Below are 17577 nucleotides of genomic sequence, written 5' to 3'. Positions count from 1 at the left end.
GTTTGACCTCCTATACCACTGTTTTGGTTACGCTTGTTATTTTTCCGTTCGTTCTGTTAAGCGTTGTTGTCACGGTAGTTCCACCTGCGACTTCTACGACTGAAGAAATGATACCGTTTGTGTAATTGATTGTCGTGGACTTGATCACCGTTGAACCGTTCTTTTCCTCGATCAGGGACACTTTGTACAACGCGTTCCTCGTAATCACAACGGTTCTGGTATCCGTGTCCAAAGAAACCGATCCTTGCTTTCTAACACTGGTATTGTCAACGCCCAGTAGATCACCCAGAGCGTTCTCGATCTTAGCCATGTTTCCGGCATTCAGCGGCGTACCTGCCTGAGTTACTGTCCCCGTATTGGGAACAAGCGTAACCTGACCAGACGTTTCACCACTCTTGTCATACCGGTTTGGAAACTGGACTACCCTGTCTTGCCACGCTGTTTTCACATATGCCATCTAATATAGACCCCCCTCTTGTCCGCATGTGAAAGCACCACTCCATCTGAAGCTCTTTGCCACCAGATCTCCATACGTCTTGATGATTTGTGTGTTACTCTCCAACCTATTTACGTCCGCGTAGGTAAACCCTTGACCTGCTGTCCATACCTTGGTGTCCAAGTATTCTGGAGGAGTCATGTTGAATGCAAAGTGGATTGCTTCCAAGTTGGTTTCAATCCTGTTGATGCTTGACAAGTAATCGACACTGGATACCGTTCGGTTGGTCACAACAGTAGGAGTCGGGACAGCGTATTGAATACTTTGCAAGTACGTTGCCAGGTCAAGCATATTCTGCTCGATCCTGTTCCAATCCCCGAAGTTGATATAGTCATCACTTGACCAATCCGTCTTGTACGTTGCCATTTAATTCGCCACCCCTCTCGCTTCTGTCGTACTTTGAACGTAACCTTCATATTTCAATTCAGTCCGTGTCACATAAGCATTCAACCCTGTGCCATAACTTGTACCGATTGTGACAACATCTCCAACTTCATGGGCTTGATTACCGCGCCAGTTGATGTTGTAAATTGCACGGTTGTTCTTCTGAGCCAGTATCCATTGACCAACGATAGCAGCTCTGTCAGTTGTGTTGATCAGCGTGTTACCTTCCAATGTCAATGTATCACCCAGTGTCACACCGACTGCGGCCGAGCTTGTAACAACGCCTGTACTGAGGTCTGTCCAATACTTTACGTCAACCTGTTTCACAACCTTGTCCAATACGATTCGAGGTTCGGCGTATTGTTCGTTCAGAGAGATTGTGTCAACAGATGAGGTAGGTGCAGGAACAGCTTTGACCGTGATGACATTGTCCCTTGTGACATAGACATTAGCGCATCCTGCTAGTGCAATCATTTGCAGAACGTCTTTGCAGTTAACCTTCTGTGCCATAGAGTTTGTCAAGATGCTGTCCAATGCCGGATCAACGCTGTAGTTCGTGATTCCACATAGACCGAAGACGTAGATTGCAAGTTGTCGCAATGAACTGGGATTTTCAGTCAGCTGCTCATACGGCACGTTCGACATTAGGTCAAGTCCTGTCCGAGCATAGAAGGTACTTGTCAGTGAACCCTCATCTGATTGCCATTCCCATAGGAAGTAGTTGCCCACTGGAACCCATTCAATCGAACCATCGTCCAGCTCAAGACCGATCTCAGCAATGACCTGTTGCTTCTGTTGCAATGACTTGTAGAAGCCAACGGGATTCAAGATGTTAAACTCACGGCTACTATTGTCTACAGTGAATTGGAATTCTGGTGAAGGTAATTCCCCAGTTGTTAGATCCATCTCTTCCGTGAGCTGCATACTGATCAGACCAAGTTCGCCCGTGTAGACCTTGACAATCCCGAAGTCAATCTCAGATACCCGTGCTCGCCTGTTTGGGACACTCCATTTGGTGATTGTGACTGTCACTTTACGGTAGTTTGTTAACTGACCTTCTGCCGTTACCTGGGCAAGACTGTTGCCAGTGTACGGATAAGATACGATCACATTGTCACTGCTGTCATACGCCGTGATGGTGAAGTCTGTTGCCCATTCGTTGCCCACCGGATCGAACGTTACGGTCAAGCCTACCGAAGAGTGGTCAGCGTTGAATGCGACTGTGACTTGTGGTCTAGCAGTTCCGTCTACTATGGTTGTAGATGGCGTTGGGCTTTGTTCCAATTGAATAGCATACAAGTACAACTCAGTTTCAAGCGTGTCTTGATGGGAGATTCTACAGTCAATATTTGATACAGTCCTACCTCCGCTTGGTGTCAAGGTGGCTGTCAACTCGTACACATTAGCGCCCAAGTCTGGTCTAGCTACCCTTGTCGTGGCTGAATTAGTCCAAGTCAAATCCGTGTAGGAGAGATCGGTGTAATACATAGTACCGCCGCAATTTATACTGTTGATGTCGCCTTTCAGCAGCTTTACGACAGCCTTGACCGAGTGGGCTGCTGTGGGTCTATTCGGTACGTTCCTATAGGCATACCCTGTGGTGAGAGGTTGTCCTGCCCCATCGTAGAGATACATTACCCCGTTCTGCCCGCTGATTGGGTTAAACACAGACCCGTTCCAAGACAGTTGGTCAAAGCCGGGCTTAAACCAACCTGCTACCCCTGTCTTGAACATTGGGTCAGGTATAAGGTTCGTCTGGAGAAATTCTCCCAGAGGATTACAGATCATGTCACTAGCCCAACCGACTTCACCATTGTTGGACAATGTATCGTCCGCGAATGAAAAAGAACCGTCCAGTTTGAAACGATCCTGTTCCAACGTTGCAAGATTGTTTGTCATACCGCGCACCTTGTTGGTCAGTTGAGCCTTGTTACTCAGTGCAAACTCTCCACTGGTAGATATGCTTGCCACATCACTGGAAGCCGTTATATCAGAGACATCAAAAGTGACTCGACCTTTGTTTGCCCGAGATTCGCCGTAAATGCCATCCTTGTATTTCTGACTTGCGTTGTACAATTACGTCACCTCTCTATCAAGTCAAATTTGCAATCCTTGTATATTGGAGTGCCACCGATGTAACTGACCATGCCAACCGTGCGATCTCCTGCATAGAAGCTTGCTGTCCTGTTACCACCTGTCTGTGGATCAAGATATGTCACAGAGAAGCTCGTAACGTCCAGTTTCTGTAGAAGTAATGACAATTGAGTTGGTGTCAGGTAAGCATAATTGATAGTTAACTTCCTCTTTGTAGCAATCTTCTCGATGATCATATAGCCTGCTGCATTTCTCTCAGCCTTTGAGATCATCATGATTCCCACATCGAAAGAAGAAGGGGTAGGTTGTGCAACCCCATTGATTGAATACAAAGTAGCCATGTTCCTACCTCCTAAATTCTGTTTAACATTACTGTTTTGTTTCCGCTTGCGTTCTCGATGTACGGAGCAACGATACGGGCAAACTGGCGACCATCGATGTTCAAGATGATGTCACCTTGTTTGGTGTTGTTGTTCTGTTTCGGCTGCGAGAATTGCATTGCTTGAACAACCGCTGTAGCAACCAATCCAGTGAGTCGGTCCAGTGGTGCAACAACCTCTGTTCCGGCTTCACCAATCAAGGCATGTGTCGGACCAGTTGTGATACCACCCTTTGCCAAAGCTATCTCTGGAATGTGTGGGATCTGTGGGAAACCAAACGAACCACCACCGACTTTACCAATGCCAGGTATATCAACACTCGGAAGCGTGATCTTGAGCGCGGCCATGTCATCGAAGAACTTGTTTATCATCTTGATAACACCGTTGATCTCACCCTTGATCGTCTTACCGAGCGATGACCAGAACGAGCCTGATGTGATCAAGTTCCAAGCCGATTCAATAGCCGTACCAATTGGTTTGAAGGTATCAGCAATGCCGTTCTTGACCTCAGTGATCTTATCCTTGATCGTAGTCCACATGTCTCCCCAGAACTCACCCGATGTGACCAAGCCCCATGCTGTTTTAATAGCTGTTCCAATAACTGCAAACGCCACTGGCATGTTCTCTACTGCTCTGGTAAAGATAGCTTTGATTGCTAACCAGATATCGAGCCAGAACTCAGCAGATGTGACAAGCTTCCAAGCAGTTGCGATTGCTGTACCTATTGGCTTAAACGTTTCAGCCATATTCTTGACAGCTTTGTCAAACACATCAGTGATAGATGTCCAAAGGTTAGCCCAGAACTCACCATCCGTGACTATTGCCCACGCTGTGCCAATTGCATCTCCGATAGGCTTGAACTTCTCAGCCATGTTATCCTTGATGTTTTTGATCGCATCCCACATGGCTTTCCCGAGATCTGCCCAGACTTCAGCAGATGTGATCAAGTTCCACGCAAGCTTGAAGCTCGTGAAGATAGTATCAAAGTGGATACCAAAGTTATCAGCTACGGCTTTAATCGCGCCCCAGACAGCCGTTCCAAGGTCAGCCCAGAATTCAGCACTGGTAACTTTGTTCCATGCAGTTTTAACATCTTGTCTGAAGTCCGCGCCAAAGATCGAGTCAGGGTTGATCCAGAAAACATCTTTCCAGAATTGCTTAACCTCTTCCAGATCGATGCCAAAGAACTCAGCAAGACCTTTACCTGCAAGGATGTTACCATCCAGAATTTTTCCAAGACCTTCTTTGATCGTGTCCCAATCAAGGTTCATCAGACCATTGAGGACATCCAAACAACCTGCCAAAGCCAGTGTGAAGCCGTCGATGATATCTGATCCACCATCCATCGTTGACCAGAAGTTTTTAACAGCTCTGTCCTTCAGGACTTCGAGTAGCTTTTTCATCCCAGGTGAGTCCATGAGATTGTTGAATGATTCTTTCAACTTCTTTGTCGACTCTGCCAATTGATCGATCCGATCTAAGAAGTCCTTGACGTTCTTGTCTTCCATGATCTTTTTGAAGACTTCCTTGACCTTTTTCCCGAACTCTTCCAAATCCTTTGACAACCCTTTGGTGTTAGCAGGATTAGGAGGTTTCTTACCAGAAGTAGGATCAGCACCTTTTCCAGCACTGTCACCGTCAGCAGTACCCAATTCATGGACTTGGTCAAATGAAGCAACAGAGTTAGCCTTCTTCTTCGCGTCTGCCAAACCACCAAGAGCATCAGCTTGATTGTTATAGGCATTTGTTTGAGCGTCTGTGCCGGATGTGTCACCTGCGTCATAGCCAAATAGCACCCTTGTAAATACTGCAAACTTCTGAATTACTTCATCTAGCCACCCTACCAAACTGGACAAGGCAGGAAGTATAGCAGACCAGATCGGCATGAAAGCTTGTCCCAGGTGAAGCTTGAGATCTGCCAACGATGCTGAAAAGACAGCCGTCTTAGTTGCCAAGTTGGATGCCAAGGTGTTACCGTATCTCTTGGTTACTTCATCGAGAATGTATTGATACATGATTGCTTTTTGCATTCCAGTTGTGAGAGCCGAGAAATGCTTGACCCCACCAGCCAATTCCTTGAACGCTTTGGAATGTTCAACGGCAGTTGCGCGGACATTAATCCCCAACTCATCTGCTCCATCGGCTTCCATGTTCATCGCACTACGAATCCGATTTGAAACCTCTTGCTGATCCATGCCGAGCTTTGAACGCAAGATAGCCGAGACTTCCAATAGCTTTGTGGTTTTCTTGGACAAGTCTTCTTGGTCTTTGGCAGAGTCGAACAACATGTTGGAATACGTGTTACCATACTCTGCAATCTGTGCTTTCGAGTAGCCCATTGCGCGACCAGTAGTATCAGCCCATTTGTTGAAACCTTCTGCCGATGCTCCCAATCGTGCAGTCAGCGTACCCATCCTTGCTTCAAATTGGATGGCATCGTTTGTTGCGTCCTTGAGGAAACCGAAGCCTACATACGCCCCAGCAAGGGCTGCAAGCTTACCACCGATACCACCTAACATTGCCGAGATGCCGCCAAGCCCTTTGCCCGCACCGTGTATTTCACCGATAGAGTGCTTCATGCTGGTTGACATTTTCGACATCGTGTGGGTGGCTTTTTCTGCGGCAGTGTTTAACTGACTGAAATCGGCACTAGCTACAACCGATATCTTTTTTGCTATAGCCATGATTTATCCCCTTTCTTCAAGAATTGGGTCAGTCACACCACCAACTGACGAATGATAGCCCATGACATTCATGAGCATTTCCTCTGCCGTCATTTGTTTTGGTGTACTCTCTTTGCCCATCAATTCATTGAATGGTTTGAGAGTTTCGACCCGTTGCCAGTAGGCGTTGATATATGCCAAGAACAGATCGCTCTCTTCTTTGTCCTTCGCTGTTTCTCGATTAAGTTCGGCACATACACTCAATTCAAAAGGGGTCATTTCGTTATACTCAGCCAACGATACTTTGAGATAGCGAGACAGTTTGAAGGAATCGTTCCAGTCCCAGTCAGGAGGTTCGGTTATCTCGCCTTCTTCCGTCCCACCGCTTGACCGTTTGGGTCAGCACTACCAAATGCTTTCGACAATGCTTCAGATACCTTGGAGATAGTGTCCTGGATGTCGTTATCATCGAGCCAATCTTCTACCTGTTCGATAGTGATCGTTTCTTTATTCGCACGGGCATCAGAAAGAAGACCCGCGTAAACAAGACGTTCAATCTCTTCGAAGTTGAAACCACCCTTGCCCATGTCTTCAATAGACGTACCTGTCAGGGCTTGGTACATCTTGAGTGCTTTGTGACCGAAACGTAGTTCACGGGGACGGTCAAAATTTATCAGTACTACATCGTTGTTGTTAGTCATTGGAAATGCTCCTTTTGGATTGGGGTTTGTGATTACTTAATAGAAGGAAAAAAATAGAAGGGGTTGTTACGCCCCTTCAAAACTAGACAGCTGCTGTAAACGTTGGAGCACCTACGACCTTGATTGATACGTCGAAGGACACCACATTATCTACTGCGGCTTTATGCTTGAAGCTTGTTACGATTCCAGTGAAGACCCACTTGGAACCAGTTGCAGCTCCACCTGCTGCTGGGAATTGGACCGTGTACTGAGCCGATGTGCCCGAGTTGAAATCTGTGATGAAAATGTCATGGTCGAAGGAAGAGTACGATCCGCTGATTGACAGGTCATCTACTTCGCGGAAACCTTGGATGAACGTTTTATAGCCACCTGCTGTATCGAGTCCAGTTGTATCGATCGTCCCGGCTTTCAAAGACAATCCATCAATGGATGTTAGGAATGCAATAGCTGCACCTGCCGCTTTCTTCAATGTCACGCCTTGCGATGGTGTTACTGCTGATACTACTGGCATGGTTTGTTACCTCCGTTATATTCTGATTTTGAATTCTGTGAAACAATGGTTCTCTTTGGTGATGGGATCGACATGCTCTTCCGGCTGCTCATAATGAACGTGCTGTACTGGGATCAGGTCCGTGCCCATCGTTGACTGTTCCAATAGAAGCAAGCTATCAATCATGGTGTTGGTGTAATTCTTCATGTCGGAATAACTACCACCCACAACGTGAACCGTAACGTCAATCTCCCGTTGTTGCCCATACCCTTCCAAAACGCGATCTCTATCACCGTAAGATGACTTGTACACAATGTAGGGGACAGGCGTACCTTCTGGAGCAATGAGTGGGAACACTTTGGGCAGAACCTTTTTGAGTTCCTGTGTCAGTGCTTTTTCAAAATTAGCCATTACTTCATTCCCCTCTGCAATGCGTCAATATCTTTGCTGATGACTTCGAGCATCTTGTTCTGTACGGCTGATTCTTCGGCTTCGGCTGTGTCTCTCATATAATGATGACCAGGAACGAATCCTTTGGCACTTTTGAAACCGTACTCCATAGATGCAGGATAGTAGCCAGTTTGACTTGTACCACCGTACTTGCCGACCTCTTTGATTTTCTTCTGGAACACGAAATTCAAATCTGGGTTATTAGCCACATCAAACTCGGCTTTACCAGATCGGTTCCGTTTCTTGCCGTTCTTCCTCTCCATGACAATAATCGAGTCACGAAGATGACCATCCTTGACAGGAAGATGACCAGAAGACAGAATCTTCTTTCGCACCATAACTGCTCCGGCTCGGGCTGCTTTCTTGACCGTCTTCTGAGGAACTTTTCCAAGCTCTTTGAAGAAGGCCGCACACTCTTCAACACCAAGTACCGTAAAGTTCACACCTGCCATTACAAAAACTCCTTACACATGACTTGCAGCTCTTTGTTCATCTCTTGGAAATTGATGATAGCAATGATCGTGAAAATCCTTGTTCCGAACATGATCCGCATGTCAGCAGAAAGTCCTGGCACATATCTAAGATTGACTTTTGTGGTGATCTCAGAGTTGACTTCTACAGCAGAAATGTAGTCCTTACCGCTGACAGGATAGATACCTGCCTTGACTGTGACGACATCGTCCCATTGTGGGATCTGTTCACCGTAGTCGTTAGTTGTGATGGACTGTTTTTGGAACGTGACAGGGTGACGGTACGATCCGGCATTTTGCAGGAACTTTGTCATATGTCACCTCCTACAACAAGTTGGTCGAATGCGCGTTCAATAGTTGCTCGATCACGAATCCGATCTTGTTCGATTCGACATGAACCATGCGATTGTCATACATCTCATTTGCGAGAACGTACAAAGCAATGGTCAAATCTTCGTGATCATCTAGGTCAGCCAGTACGAGTCCCGTATAGTTGACAACGAACTGTTTTGCACCCATTAGGATAGCAGTCCAGAGGTTGTCATCCATATCGTGGTAGCAGTTGGCGTAACCTTTCAGATCGGAAATAGTGACTTCACTGATCTTCATGGACTACCTCCTTAAGCAAAACAAAGGGGGCGGTCAAACCCCCTACGTCAAACTATTTGCCCTTGTAAGCGACAAATTTCTGTGGTTCAGTAATCTTTGCATCAGCTTCAAGAGAAGCAAGGACACCAACGCTGTAAGTGTCGGCATAACGCTCATTCAGAACTTGGATCTCAACGTCCTTAACGATCTTCATGGATACACCAGAGAAGTCACCATAGAAGATTTCCAGAGCATTGACAGCAATGACAGGCATGTTGTCGGAAAGCAATACTGGTTTGCCAAGCAAGCTGAAACCAGTACCTTCTGCAAGGTTGTTACCAAGCAGCAGCGTGTTGTTACCTGCACCGGCAGTCAGACCCGCGAGGTAACCATAAGTTGTCGGATGCATCAGCCATTTTGCTCCACCCTGCATCGATTGGGGAACTTTCAGTTGAAGGTTGATCAACTCTTGTGGAGTGATTACCAGAGTAGTAGCACCACCTGTAATTTGACCAGCTGCGATAGTAGCAAGACCGTTCAGTTTGCCGGCACCTGTGCCAGTAGCAACCAATTCACGCTCAAGGAAGTGGGCCAGTGCCTTGCCGATAGCGTTGACGATGAATGGAACAACGTCTACGTCAGCACGATTGATCAGCGACTTGGAAATCAGGGACAATGCAACAACGATGTTGTTAGTCAGTGTCACAGAACCAAAGTCAGCGTTCGAACCAGTGATTACAGCCATCTCCGTGTAGTAGCCAGCAGGGATGTGCTGAGTGTAGTCGTAAGTTGGGATTACGAGATCACCCTTGAAGTTATACATTTCAACTTCACCAAGGATTGGCGATAGGTTGACTACCTTGTCTACAATTTTTGCTGCAATAGCTTTCGGAATTACAACGCCTTGACCACCTACGGACAGTGCCGCGCGAGTCTCAGCTGATTGATCACCACGGATGTAAGCTACAAACGCTCTTTCTTCCTTTTCAAGTGCTTGGGCACGAAGCTCAACTTCTGTTGGTTCTACTACAACTGGCTTTGTCATTGCGCGTGTTTCCTCCTCCAATTTAAGTGTTGCGTCGATGTTTGCGATCTCTGTACGAACTTCTGTGACACGGGCTACTTCCTCAGTTGCTAGGCTGCGAGATTCCTTTTGTGCAACGGCAACTAGACCTTCCATCTCTTCGATGAGGTCATTGCGTTTTTCAATTAATGCTTTCATGGACTTAGTGTCCTCCTTTGAGTTTGTCGATCATGATTTGTGTTTCTACAACCGTGTAATCTGGGACAGGAACCTCGACTTCTACAGCACGTTCTTCCTGGTCCTCAACGACAGTTACTTCAAGCGCAATCTCTTCGAATCGTTGTTCCGTCACTAACCCACGGGCTTCAATGGTGGTAGCGACATAGGCCGGAGTGCAGTCCAAAATAGACACCTCTATCAAATCCAAGCTGTCTACGAACCGCCTTTGCAATCCGTTGTCTGCTTCAGCCCAACGTTGCTCGGTAGCGATAAATCCAAACGACCAACCTCTTAGTTCGCCAGCCTTAGCTTTGGCAACAACTTGATCATCCGTGACAGTACAAATAGCCCGGAGACCAATTGTGTCCTCGAACAATTGAAGGTTATCACCAGTGCTGCCCAACTTGCGATCAGGTCTGTGATTGAATAGCAGGTCAACCTCAGAACGGCGTTGCAGGGAATCAGCAAACGCTTTGGGCATAATCTGTTCAACAAACTTACCTCTCGGGGATGGCAACTGACGCGAATCTCTGGTATGAACATTGACATAACCATCAAGTGTCACGCTGTTATTGCGGATCTCAACTTTCATTTTTCTTCACCTCCTTCGGGTTGGAAGTGGAGTCTGCCTTGGGATTCTCACCTTTGGCAGAAGGTTTACCTGATGCGTTAGGATCGTTGACCTGCTCTATGCCACCTTCGCCCAGTTTGACTGCCGAGTTAGTGTTCAACACGAACAGATCCTTCGTCTTCGGATTGTAGAGCGCATCTGCAAGGGACAGTTTGACAAAATCAAGTCCGAGAGGTTCATACTTCTCAATCTTCCGAATCTCATCAATCTGTAATAGCCCGTTCTTGATTGCGATCTCATAAGCTTTGTAACGCTTTTCAATATCTGCTGTCAGGATAGGAGTCACATCGAATCGGAATACAAGCTTGTCCTTCTCATTGGTCAGGAGCATCGTAGCGTTTATGGCTGCTTCAAATGCTTCGAGCAAAGGCAGGATAGCAAGCTTGACAAAGGATGCGTACATCTCCTCATTGCCGCCAGTAGCCTTACCGTTGAACAGTTCAATAGGTATACCGAACATGTTGAAAATGTCCTGGTTATTACTGATCTTGTTTTGATTGACCTGCATTTCGACCGCGCTGTTATTGCTCTCCTTGAACTCAAGACCGTCATTCAAAACAATTACATTCTCGCTGTTGTTCTTGTGAAGATTGTTCCAAGCGTTCTTCAATTCGGTCATAGCATTGGGTGATAGGCGTGTCTTACTTAGAAGGAAGCCCTTCTTGTTACCACCTGTCTTGTACAACATTTCCTCGAACAGGATCGTGTTGTATGCAAGGGATAGCATCTTGTTGTTCTCAGCTAGGACACCAAACCCAGTGCCACCGTTTGCCGTGTTTCTCAAAAGCTTGATGAACTCATAGTCACGATAGGAAACACCGTTGACCAGGATGTCGTTGCGCTTGAACACAGGATCTGGGGAAGACACTACCGACACCGAGCCACGGCTTACATAGTGGATGGACTTAACCTTGTTCCGAGATTTGTTGATGAAAGCATAACCACCGCCGTAAGTTAGGAAATCAGTGACCATACCTTTCTTAAGCTGGAAACCGTCCAGTGTATCACCTGTCTCTTTGTTGAGAAGGGCAACTCGCGGATCATCATAAATCTCTTCAATGCGGTCACCTTCCGTCTTGTATAACTTGATGGGCAGTGATGCTACCGTGTTGGATATCAGATGTACCGAGGAACTGAAAGCAGGAATAGTCATTGCTTGTGATGCTGTGATCGTATTCGTGCCGACACCAGCTGCTAAGAGGATATCTTCAAGCGTCTGCCGAACCTCAACCTGTGGCTCTTTCTTGCCGAACCATTTTGCCATTTTTGTTTCACCTCCCTCCTAAAGTACGGCTGCTCCCCAACCACTTTCGGCGTTGAAGACAACGTCCTGTTGCAAGAGGTATATCGAATTCACTAGGGCGGCAACTTCGTCTATTTTTCCGGCACTTCGCTTCTTGTTTACATACATGTTCAAGTTGTTGTCATAGATAACACGGGCATTCTGGAAGTTGATTTCCAGTAGCGAATTAGCTACATAGAAGAACTCGCCGTTAGCTATCTTTTCTTGCAAGAGCTTGGTTGGGGCATGGAGTACACTGGAATGCTGTTTCGTCTCGACAGCAATGTATCCGGCACGTTCCCACCGCTGTGCAGAGCTAAGGCAGTTGTAACGGTCATAGCTAATGCCCACAACTGTGCAGCCAAACTTACTCTCGATATCCAAAACCATATCCTCAATGAAACCGTAATCCACAGTCTCTGTACCACAGGAGAACACCTTTCCCTCTCTTATAAAATCGTGATAATTGACCTTCTCGACTCTGTTCTTTTCTGCTATCCGATCAGTTGGAACAAAGGCGTAAACGTCAGCGTAAATCTTCATATCCTCTTCAGTCGCTATAGCCACCGCGCAATTATCTGTTGTAAGTGCGAGATCCACCCCTAGCCAAACGTTTCGACCCGAAAAGTCAAACGAATCAATCTTGCCTTTGCGAAGAACGTTGACATCGACAAAAGCTTCACCAGACTGTGATGCCATGAAGTGATTGACATGCTTGGTCAGGAACTCTTCTCTGAGGGAAGGAAGCTCCAAAGCTTTGGCACGACTGTCACGAATCTCCTCGATGTTCTGGGCGATCCTTAACGGGTTGCTCATTTCGAGACCATGGTCTGTCCAAAGGTTCTCTTCGTCAGCATAGTAGAGCAGCGCAAAACATCTTTCATCCACGATTGAGCCGGAATAGACTTTTCGAAGGTAGGCAATCTCTTCTAAGAAGATCGAGCCATCAACACTGTAAGCTGTTGTGATACGAAATCTCAGCGGATTCAAAACGCTAAGTTGACCTGACACCATTGCAGCGTAATTGTCGTATGAAGTCATCGCGCCCATTTCGTCACAAATTATTGCTTGGGGACGTAATCCATTGTTCGAATTCGCGTCAGCGGTACGTGCCTGGTACGTCGAGTTTGTGATCAGCGACTTCATCTTCCCGTGCAAAGTGGCAGGTGTTGTGAAATGCTTGGACAATACTTCAGACTCTGTGATGAGCTGCGTCAAAGCCTTTTTCGTTTCTCCGGCGAGTTCGCGATCCTTGGATATGGAATACACTTCGCTGAAATTTTGTTCAGTCAGAAGGAGCAGTAGAATTACCACAGCGCAAAGAAACGTCTTCCCGTTCTTCCTCGGAATCCATAGCGTGTTATCTCTGTAACGCATCCGTTGATCGTTATCTTTGAAACGCCATCCAAACACGTTGACAAGAAAAAAACACTGGAAATCAGCAAGTCCCTCAATGAGGGATTGTCCAGCTGAAAAACCAGTGGCAAATGTGATTACTTCGAGGATGGACTCGATTTGGTCAATCTTGTCGATGTCAAAATAGAAGCGAAAATCATCGTCGTGCTGCCGTGTATCATAGTCATTCAAGAACCATTCACACTGCGTTTTGACCTCGTTTGTAGTGATTTCAACGCCAGAAATGACGTTTTCTGCGTATCTCCGTGCATTATCAAGCAGAATGCTCAATTTTCATCACTTCACGATCTTCAGCGCGTTCAACAGAGGGTCTTCCTTCTTTTGTTGCGCTTTAATAGTGTTAGATCCCATCTTGGCCCGTGCCTGGGGCGTAAGGTTGAAATCAGTGGAATGTTTAGCACACTCTTTGACCAATTGACTGCGAGCAGCCAACATTTGCTTGTCAAACATGTTCTGCGGGTTCCTGTTAATCATGTCATTGAGCGTCTGCAGCTGATCCAGAGCGAACACATACTGTGATAGGTTTTCAGAATCTACGTTAGTGAGGATGCCTGACGCTTCCAGTTCAGAGACTAGATCATTGAACAATTCGACCTGTTTCTCACTCAAATAATGAGAGGGTCTAATATCATCGGAAGCACCTTTCAAGCGTGTTTCCTGTGCTTGTCGTTCTGCTTTTTCAGCTTTGGTCAAGTTCTTTGATGTGACACTTAAAGCCATGTTTGGTCTAGCCAATGTTTACACCACCTTATTATTGGAATGAGATTTTTGGTGGACTCTGAAGGATTCGAACCTCCGTCTGTGGCGTTTCAAACCACCGCTAGAGCCAACTCAGCTAAGAGTCCGTGTTGTCCCACCCGCCTATCTGATTTATCCACGATTTCATGTCGTGTCGCTCGTCAGTGGGAACGTGTTGAAGAGGTCTCCCGAGGTCAGCAATACCGTCATGGGCGAGATAGCGGTTTGACCTCCTCATATATGTACAGTTCCTGTATCCACTTTTTGCCCAAAATGTCAAGTATTTTGAAAAATAAATAAAAAAAAGTCCTCACCCGTAGGAAAGGACTATCAAAAAACCTGTTAAAATGGTGAATATTATTACAGTGGCGATAGTGGGATATTTATAAGCGAACTCTTCAAACTTGTTCATCCTAGTGGACACAGTCGGCTGTTCCTGTTTCGATAGACTTCACATCGTAATAAAATGAACCTTTGGAAAGCTGCTTCTCAGGAGGATGTTCAAAGGAATAGCTCTGGACAGGGGTTGGGATCGTTGTGAAGGTTATGCTACCAATGTATATACCGTCAAACCACAAGATGCTACTCCCACATTCGGACAACAGGCCAGTGCTAACAGGCTGCTCTTCAACAAAGTCGTTATAGAACGGATTCACATGTCGATCCTGTGTTGCATCAATACGTGGCTTATGATCACCAATGAATCTACGGATGGAATTGTACTCTTCGGGAGACAAATACTTCTTCAACCGGGACTTGGCACGACCAAGGGACTTTACCACGTTAGGGTGTTCAAGGTCATTCCTAGCAGCAATCTCTTCAACAGTGAACCCGCCATCATAGTACAATCCCAGAATCATCAACTGGTGCGGAAACTTGTCAAAGATTTGGACCACCTTGGCTCTTACATCAGCGGGGAACGTGATCTTACCAGAGTTGTTACGTGGTGCTGCTCTATCAGCGATACCTTCAATGGTGCGCTCGTTTTGGTACGGGTCTCTCAGGGCCTGCTTCTTGGCTGCGGCAACCTCGTTGTTGATTTTGGCAATGGACTTGTTCTGCATCGTTATCAGTTCCTCTCATACTCAGGTAGTGGTACACCCGTGTAATCACAGAACAGTAACGATTTTCACAACCTTACCTTTTACAAATCAGAGGAAATAAAACGTAATGCTCCAAACCCTTGATATCACTGGGTTATTACCTTATTACTACTATTACTATTTTTTATAATATATAATATATATAGAGAACACAGAAACAGGAATGGCTCTATGGCAAAAGCTTTGGGGCAGATTTGTGGTAATTTGTGCAGAATCATGCAATCCCTTGCCAGCCGTGGGTTACAGCCACTTTTTGATCCCCTGCATTACCTTTCGGAAATGGTAATCAGCCCTTGTCACTGCCATTCTCAGTACATTCTCATTGATAATCATTATCACCATGGTGGATTTGGGGAGAACTTTTTGTTCTTATAGGCAGGTGCGGTCGTAGGCGGGTCGCTAACTTTTCGTTAGTGCGAGGCGGGGGGCTAAATCGTCACAGCGTTAATGCGTTGATACGTCTATACTTCACTGTGTTAAAGTAATGATGTATGGTTACCTATCTAAATGACCTTCTACTATGTCACAGCTGCTGCACAGTACTGGTATATGGGTGCCCCACCCTGTGTCATTTTATTGTGGTCAATCATCAACACTGTACAAGGAATGGACTATGTGTATGTACCCCGATGTGTCAACGATTATAATATCAGTCATTCAATTAGTGTTATGTCCTAGCACTGCTCTATCATCCTGCCTACCCCTGTACATATTGTTACTACCCTTGCCCGTGTGCTTGCCCTGTGTACATACCAATGGTGCCCACACTACTGTTACCCCTGTGCACATGTTGTCCCAGTTTGTTTCATTCATTGACCGCCCACTACCCACACCCTGTCTATACCCACATGAGACCTCGTAGGATTGATTCTAAGACGTTGCACACAGTTCCCCCTGTATTCATACCATCTAATATAGAACGTCTTAAAACAGCCCATATGAGCCACCATATAGATGCACAAAAAAAGAAGAGGTTGTTATCCCCTTCTTATGTATCACCTTGTTCTTTTATTTGTTCGGTCAATGTTATATCTCTATCTGGCATTTTACCGTCACTTCTTATGAATTCCAGTACTTCCTCTTTGCTGACCCCAAGCCCAAACAGTTGATGAATGATATCGATTTCTAGTCTTTCCATCTCTTTTCACCGTCCCTCTGTAGAGTACAATCAAACCAATCATGATCAGCGATAATATTGTAAGAAGATCTATCCAGTACATGTCTCCACCCCCTGACAAGATATTATCACGGTTAAACACTTTGCGTCAAGTATTTTGCATTAAACGTCAAATAAAAAAGCCCCTACACTTGGCAAGGACTTTTCTGTTTACTACTATTCAGCAGCTTACATTGGTTCACCTCTGATAGCTCTGATCAGTTTGTCATTACGCTTCTCAGCCTTGTGGTTGGCTACCACAGCAAAGGCGTGGATCACAGCTGGTATCCATAAGAAGAACAGTAGAATGCAATTCAGAAGGAACTGGACAGGTTTACCGCACAACAGGACAGCTAGTGGTGGAAACACGATTGCTAGTATGTATCTCATTAGTTCAACACCTTGATCTGTGACATTAAATGGTCACGTTCTGTGATCAACTTCATCATCTGGTCAACTAATACATCATTGTGTCCGAATATATCCAGTGTGTGGGCTATGTTTTCAAGTGCTCCGTTAACTTGTACCAACTCTCTAAGTTTATTGCTCACTACTGTCACCCCTTATAATTTTTCAATTAGTTTATTCAATATTGCTTGTTGCATTGACATGGTTTCTTGTTGTTTAACCACCACTGTACTATGTTGAAGTAGCTTATTAACAGTTTCTGTTAACTGGGAGATTGTTTCCCGTTGATCACTGACTACCGCATTTAATGTTTGAATTTTTGTCATTGCTTCTTCTAAACCTTGTCCATTAGCTGTAACACTTTCGAATACATTTTTCATCATTTCACCGACTTTATTACTATTTCCCATTATAGAAGCTGATGCATTATCTATGTATCTTTTGATTCCATGAACTTCATCGAGTGTTTGATTTATTCTTTCGACCTTTAAAGCATCGTAAGCAAAATGGTCTTGTAAGTTTGAGCATATACTAAAAAGTCTGTCTATTTTTTCAACAAAGGTTATTTCTTCATCAATCATTCTGGTTTCTGTTGTTATAGTTGGTAACCCTCGACTAGATTGAAACTTATGTATACTTGCAGCCATATTCATTTCACGGTTAACTTCTGTCTTACCTTCTTTGTCACCTGACAACCACTGCAACTCAAGCATTGGGGTATTCTTCTCATCATCTTCTTCAGCGAACCGATCCAGCACCACGAACCTACCGGTAGCTGTTTCGTGAACAGACCCCTTCGTGTATTTCTTAGATACTCCTAAACCTTTGCGGTTTGCCACACTGTTCAATCTCCTTCGTTGTTATTGTTTTAAATTATACGTCAA

At 45.5% G+C, this 17577-nt stretch carries 21 protein-coding genes and 1 tRNA gene; all 22 read right to left on the bottom strand.

Translation table 11 applies throughout. The features are described from left to right. Positions 1-10: 10 nt before the first annotated feature. Entirely contained in the window at positions 11-457 is a 447-nt protein-coding gene (locus BMY11_RS07625) for a hypothetical protein (protein WP_090573876.1), read from the bottom strand. Further along, entirely contained in the window at positions 458-862 is a 405-nt protein-coding gene (locus BMY11_RS07620; RefSeq protein ID WP_090573875.1) for a hypothetical protein, read from the bottom strand. After that, positions 863-2164: a hypothetical protein gene (locus tag BMY11_RS28440; RefSeq protein ID WP_143069230.1), complete on the bottom strand. Its 1302-nt coding sequence runs from the start codon at positions 2162-2164 to the stop codon at positions 863-865. 797 nt (positions 2165-2961) lie between these two features. Further along, positions 2962-3315: a DUF6711 family protein gene (locus BMY11_RS07610; protein ID WP_256217352.1), complete on the bottom strand. Its 354-nt coding sequence runs from the start codon at positions 3313-3315 to the stop codon at positions 2962-2964. An 11-nt stretch (positions 3316-3326) separates the two neighbouring features. After that, positions 3327-6038, bottom strand: coding sequence for a phage tail tape measure protein (locus BMY11_RS07605; RefSeq protein ID WP_090573873.1), 2712 nt, complete (start codon positions 6036-6038; stop codon positions 3327-3329). 3 nt (positions 6039-6041) lie between these two features. Beyond that, complete coding sequence (locus BMY11_RS07600) at positions 6042-6296, bottom strand: hypothetical protein (protein WP_090573872.1); 255 nt, start codon at positions 6294-6296, stop codon at positions 6042-6044. Positions 6297-6376: 80 nt separating this feature from the next. Then, the gene (locus tag BMY11_RS07595; RefSeq protein ID WP_090573871.1) at positions 6377-6718 is read right to left on the bottom strand and encodes a hypothetical protein; all 342 of its coding nucleotides are present in this window, start codon (positions 6716-6718) and stop codon (positions 6377-6379) included. An 82-nt stretch (positions 6719-6800) separates the two neighbouring features. Further along, positions 6801-7229 (bottom strand): phage tail protein, encoded by a 429-nt coding sequence (locus tag BMY11_RS07590; RefSeq protein WP_090573870.1) that lies wholly within the window; start codon positions 7227-7229, stop codon positions 6801-6803. A 15-nt stretch (positions 7230-7244) separates the two neighbouring features. Then, positions 7245-7619, bottom strand: coding sequence for a gp17 family tail completion protein (locus BMY11_RS07585; RefSeq protein ID WP_090573869.1), 375 nt, complete (start codon positions 7617-7619; stop codon positions 7245-7247). Then, positions 7619-8110 (bottom strand): HK97 gp10 family phage protein, encoded by a 492-nt coding sequence (locus BMY11_RS07580; RefSeq protein ID WP_090573868.1) that lies wholly within the window; start codon positions 8108-8110, stop codon positions 7619-7621. The genes BMY11_RS07585 and BMY11_RS07580 overlap by 1 nt, the downstream gene beginning before the upstream one ends. Further along, positions 8110-8442, bottom strand: a complete 333-nt coding sequence (locus BMY11_RS07575) for a phage head closure protein (RefSeq protein WP_090573867.1) — start codon at positions 8440-8442, stop codon at positions 8110-8112. Before BMY11_RS07575 ends, BMY11_RS07580 begins: the two co-directional genes overlap by 1 nt. Before the next feature lie 10 nt (positions 8443-8452). Next, entirely contained in the window at positions 8453-8737 is a 285-nt protein-coding gene (locus tag BMY11_RS07570; RefSeq protein ID WP_090573866.1) for a head-tail connector protein, read from the bottom strand. Positions 8738-8789: 52 nt separating this feature from the next. Further along, a complete protein-coding gene (locus tag BMY11_RS07565) occupies positions 8790-9938 on the bottom strand; it encodes a phage major capsid protein (RefSeq protein WP_090573865.1) in 1149 nt (382 codons plus the stop codon). A gap of 4 nt (positions 9939-9942) precedes the next feature. Then, the gene (locus BMY11_RS07560) at positions 9943-10551 is read right to left on the bottom strand and encodes an HK97 family phage prohead protease (RefSeq protein ID WP_090573864.1); all 609 of its coding nucleotides are present in this window, start codon (positions 10549-10551) and stop codon (positions 9943-9945) included. Continuing rightward, on the bottom strand, positions 10541-11854 hold the full coding sequence (locus tag BMY11_RS07555; RefSeq protein ID WP_090573863.1) for a phage portal protein: 1314 nt from the start codon (positions 11852-11854) through the stop codon (positions 10541-10543). Before BMY11_RS07555 ends, BMY11_RS07560 begins: the two co-directional genes overlap by 11 nt. 18 nt (positions 11855-11872) lie before the next feature. Beyond that, on the bottom strand, positions 11873-13558 hold the full coding sequence (locus tag BMY11_RS07550; RefSeq protein WP_218150168.1) for a terminase large subunit: 1686 nt from the start codon (positions 13556-13558) through the stop codon (positions 11873-11875). Positions 13559-13564: 6 nt separating this feature from the next. Next, a complete protein-coding gene (locus BMY11_RS07545; RefSeq protein ID WP_090573862.1) occupies positions 13565-14023 on the bottom strand; it encodes a P27 family phage terminase small subunit in 459 nt (152 codons plus the stop codon). 34 nt (positions 14024-14057) lie between these two features. After that, positions 14058-14133 (bottom strand) — tRNA-Phe (locus BMY11_RS07540). A 306-nt stretch (positions 14134-14439) separates the two neighbouring features. After that, positions 14440-15090, bottom strand: coding sequence for a sigma-70 RNA polymerase sigma factor region 4 domain-containing protein (locus BMY11_RS07535; RefSeq protein WP_090573861.1), 651 nt, complete (start codon positions 15088-15090; stop codon positions 14440-14442). Between the two features lie 1027 nt (positions 15091-16117). Next, positions 16118-16267, bottom strand: a complete 150-nt coding sequence (locus tag BMY11_RS28780) for a hypothetical protein (protein WP_177182547.1) — start codon at positions 16265-16267, stop codon at positions 16118-16120. Positions 16268-16474: 207 nt separating this feature from the next. Continuing rightward, positions 16475-16675, bottom strand: coding sequence for a YqaE/Pmp3 family membrane protein (locus BMY11_RS07530; RefSeq protein WP_090573860.1), 201 nt, complete (start codon positions 16673-16675; stop codon positions 16475-16477). A 173-nt stretch (positions 16676-16848) separates the two neighbouring features. Further along, positions 16849-17532, bottom strand: a complete 684-nt coding sequence (locus BMY11_RS07525) for a hypothetical protein (RefSeq protein ID WP_090573859.1) — start codon at positions 17530-17532, stop codon at positions 16849-16851. Positions 17533-17577: the final 45 nt, after the last annotated feature.

The organism is Paenibacillus sp. OV219, from assembly GCF_900110075.1.
In the GTDB taxonomy this organism is placed as follows: Bacteria; Bacillota; Bacilli; order Paenibacillales; family Paenibacillaceae; genus Paenibacillus_Z.
Note: the sequence above shows the minus strand (reverse complement) of the source record. Positions and strands in the feature narration are given on the sequence as shown.

Coding starts and splice junctions, on each gene's coding strand:
- BMY11_RS07560 (WP_090573864.1), bottom strand. CDS start 10,551: ATGAAAGTTGAGATCCGCAATAACAGCGTGACACTTGATGGTTATGTC.
- BMY11_RS07590 (WP_090573870.1), bottom strand. CDS start 7,229: ATGCCAGTAGTATCAGCAGTAACACCATCGCAAGGCGTGACATTGAAG.
- BMY11_RS07530 (WP_090573860.1), bottom strand. CDS start 16,675: ATGAGATACATACTAGCAATCGTGTTTCCACCACTAGCTGTCCTGTTG.
- BMY11_RS07570 (WP_090573866.1), bottom strand. CDS start 8,737: ATGAAGATCAGTGAAGTCACTATTTCCGATCTGAAAGGTTACGCCAAC.
- BMY11_RS07585 (WP_090573869.1), bottom strand. CDS start 7,619: ATGGCTAATTTTGAAAAAGCACTGACACAGGAACTCAAAAAGGTTCTG.
- BMY11_RS07580 (WP_090573868.1), bottom strand. CDS start 8,110: ATGGCAGGTGTGAACTTTACGGTACTTGGTGTTGAAGAGTGTGCGGCC.
- BMY11_RS07605 (WP_090573873.1), bottom strand. CDS start 6,038: ATGGCTATAGCAAAAAAGATATCGGTTGTAGCTAGTGCCGATTTCAGT.
- BMY11_RS28780 (WP_177182547.1), bottom strand. CDS start 16,267: ATGGAAAGACTAGAAATCGATATCATTCATCAACTGTTTGGGCTTGGG.
- BMY11_RS07625 (WP_090573876.1), bottom strand. CDS start 457: ATGGCATATGTGAAAACAGCGTGGCAAGACAGGGTAGTCCAGTTTCCA.
- BMY11_RS07535 (WP_090573861.1), bottom strand. CDS start 15,090: ATGCAGAACAAGTCCATTGCCAAAATCAACAACGAGGTTGCCGCAGCC.
- BMY11_RS07555 (WP_090573863.1), bottom strand. CDS start 11,854: ATGGCAAAATGGTTCGGCAAGAAAGAGCCACAGGTTGAGGTTCGGCAG.
- BMY11_RS07595 (WP_090573871.1), bottom strand. CDS start 6,718: ATGACTAACAACAACGATGTAGTACTGATAAATTTTGACCGTCCCCGT.
- BMY11_RS07575 (WP_090573867.1), bottom strand. CDS start 8,442: ATGACAAAGTTCCTGCAAAATGCCGGATCGTACCGTCACCCTGTCACG.
- BMY11_RS07600 (WP_090573872.1), bottom strand. CDS start 6,296: ATGACCCCTTTTGAATTGAGTGTATGTGCCGAACTTAATCGAGAAACA.
- BMY11_RS07565 (WP_090573865.1), bottom strand. CDS start 9,938: ATGAAAGCATTAATTGAAAAACGCAATGACCTCATCGAAGAGATGGAA.
- BMY11_RS07620 (WP_090573875.1), bottom strand. CDS start 862: ATGGCAACGTACAAGACGGATTGGTCAAGTGATGACTATATCAACTTC.
- BMY11_RS07610 (WP_256217352.1), bottom strand. CDS start 3,315: ATGGCTACTTTGTATTCAATCAATGGGGTTGCACAACCTACCCCTTCT.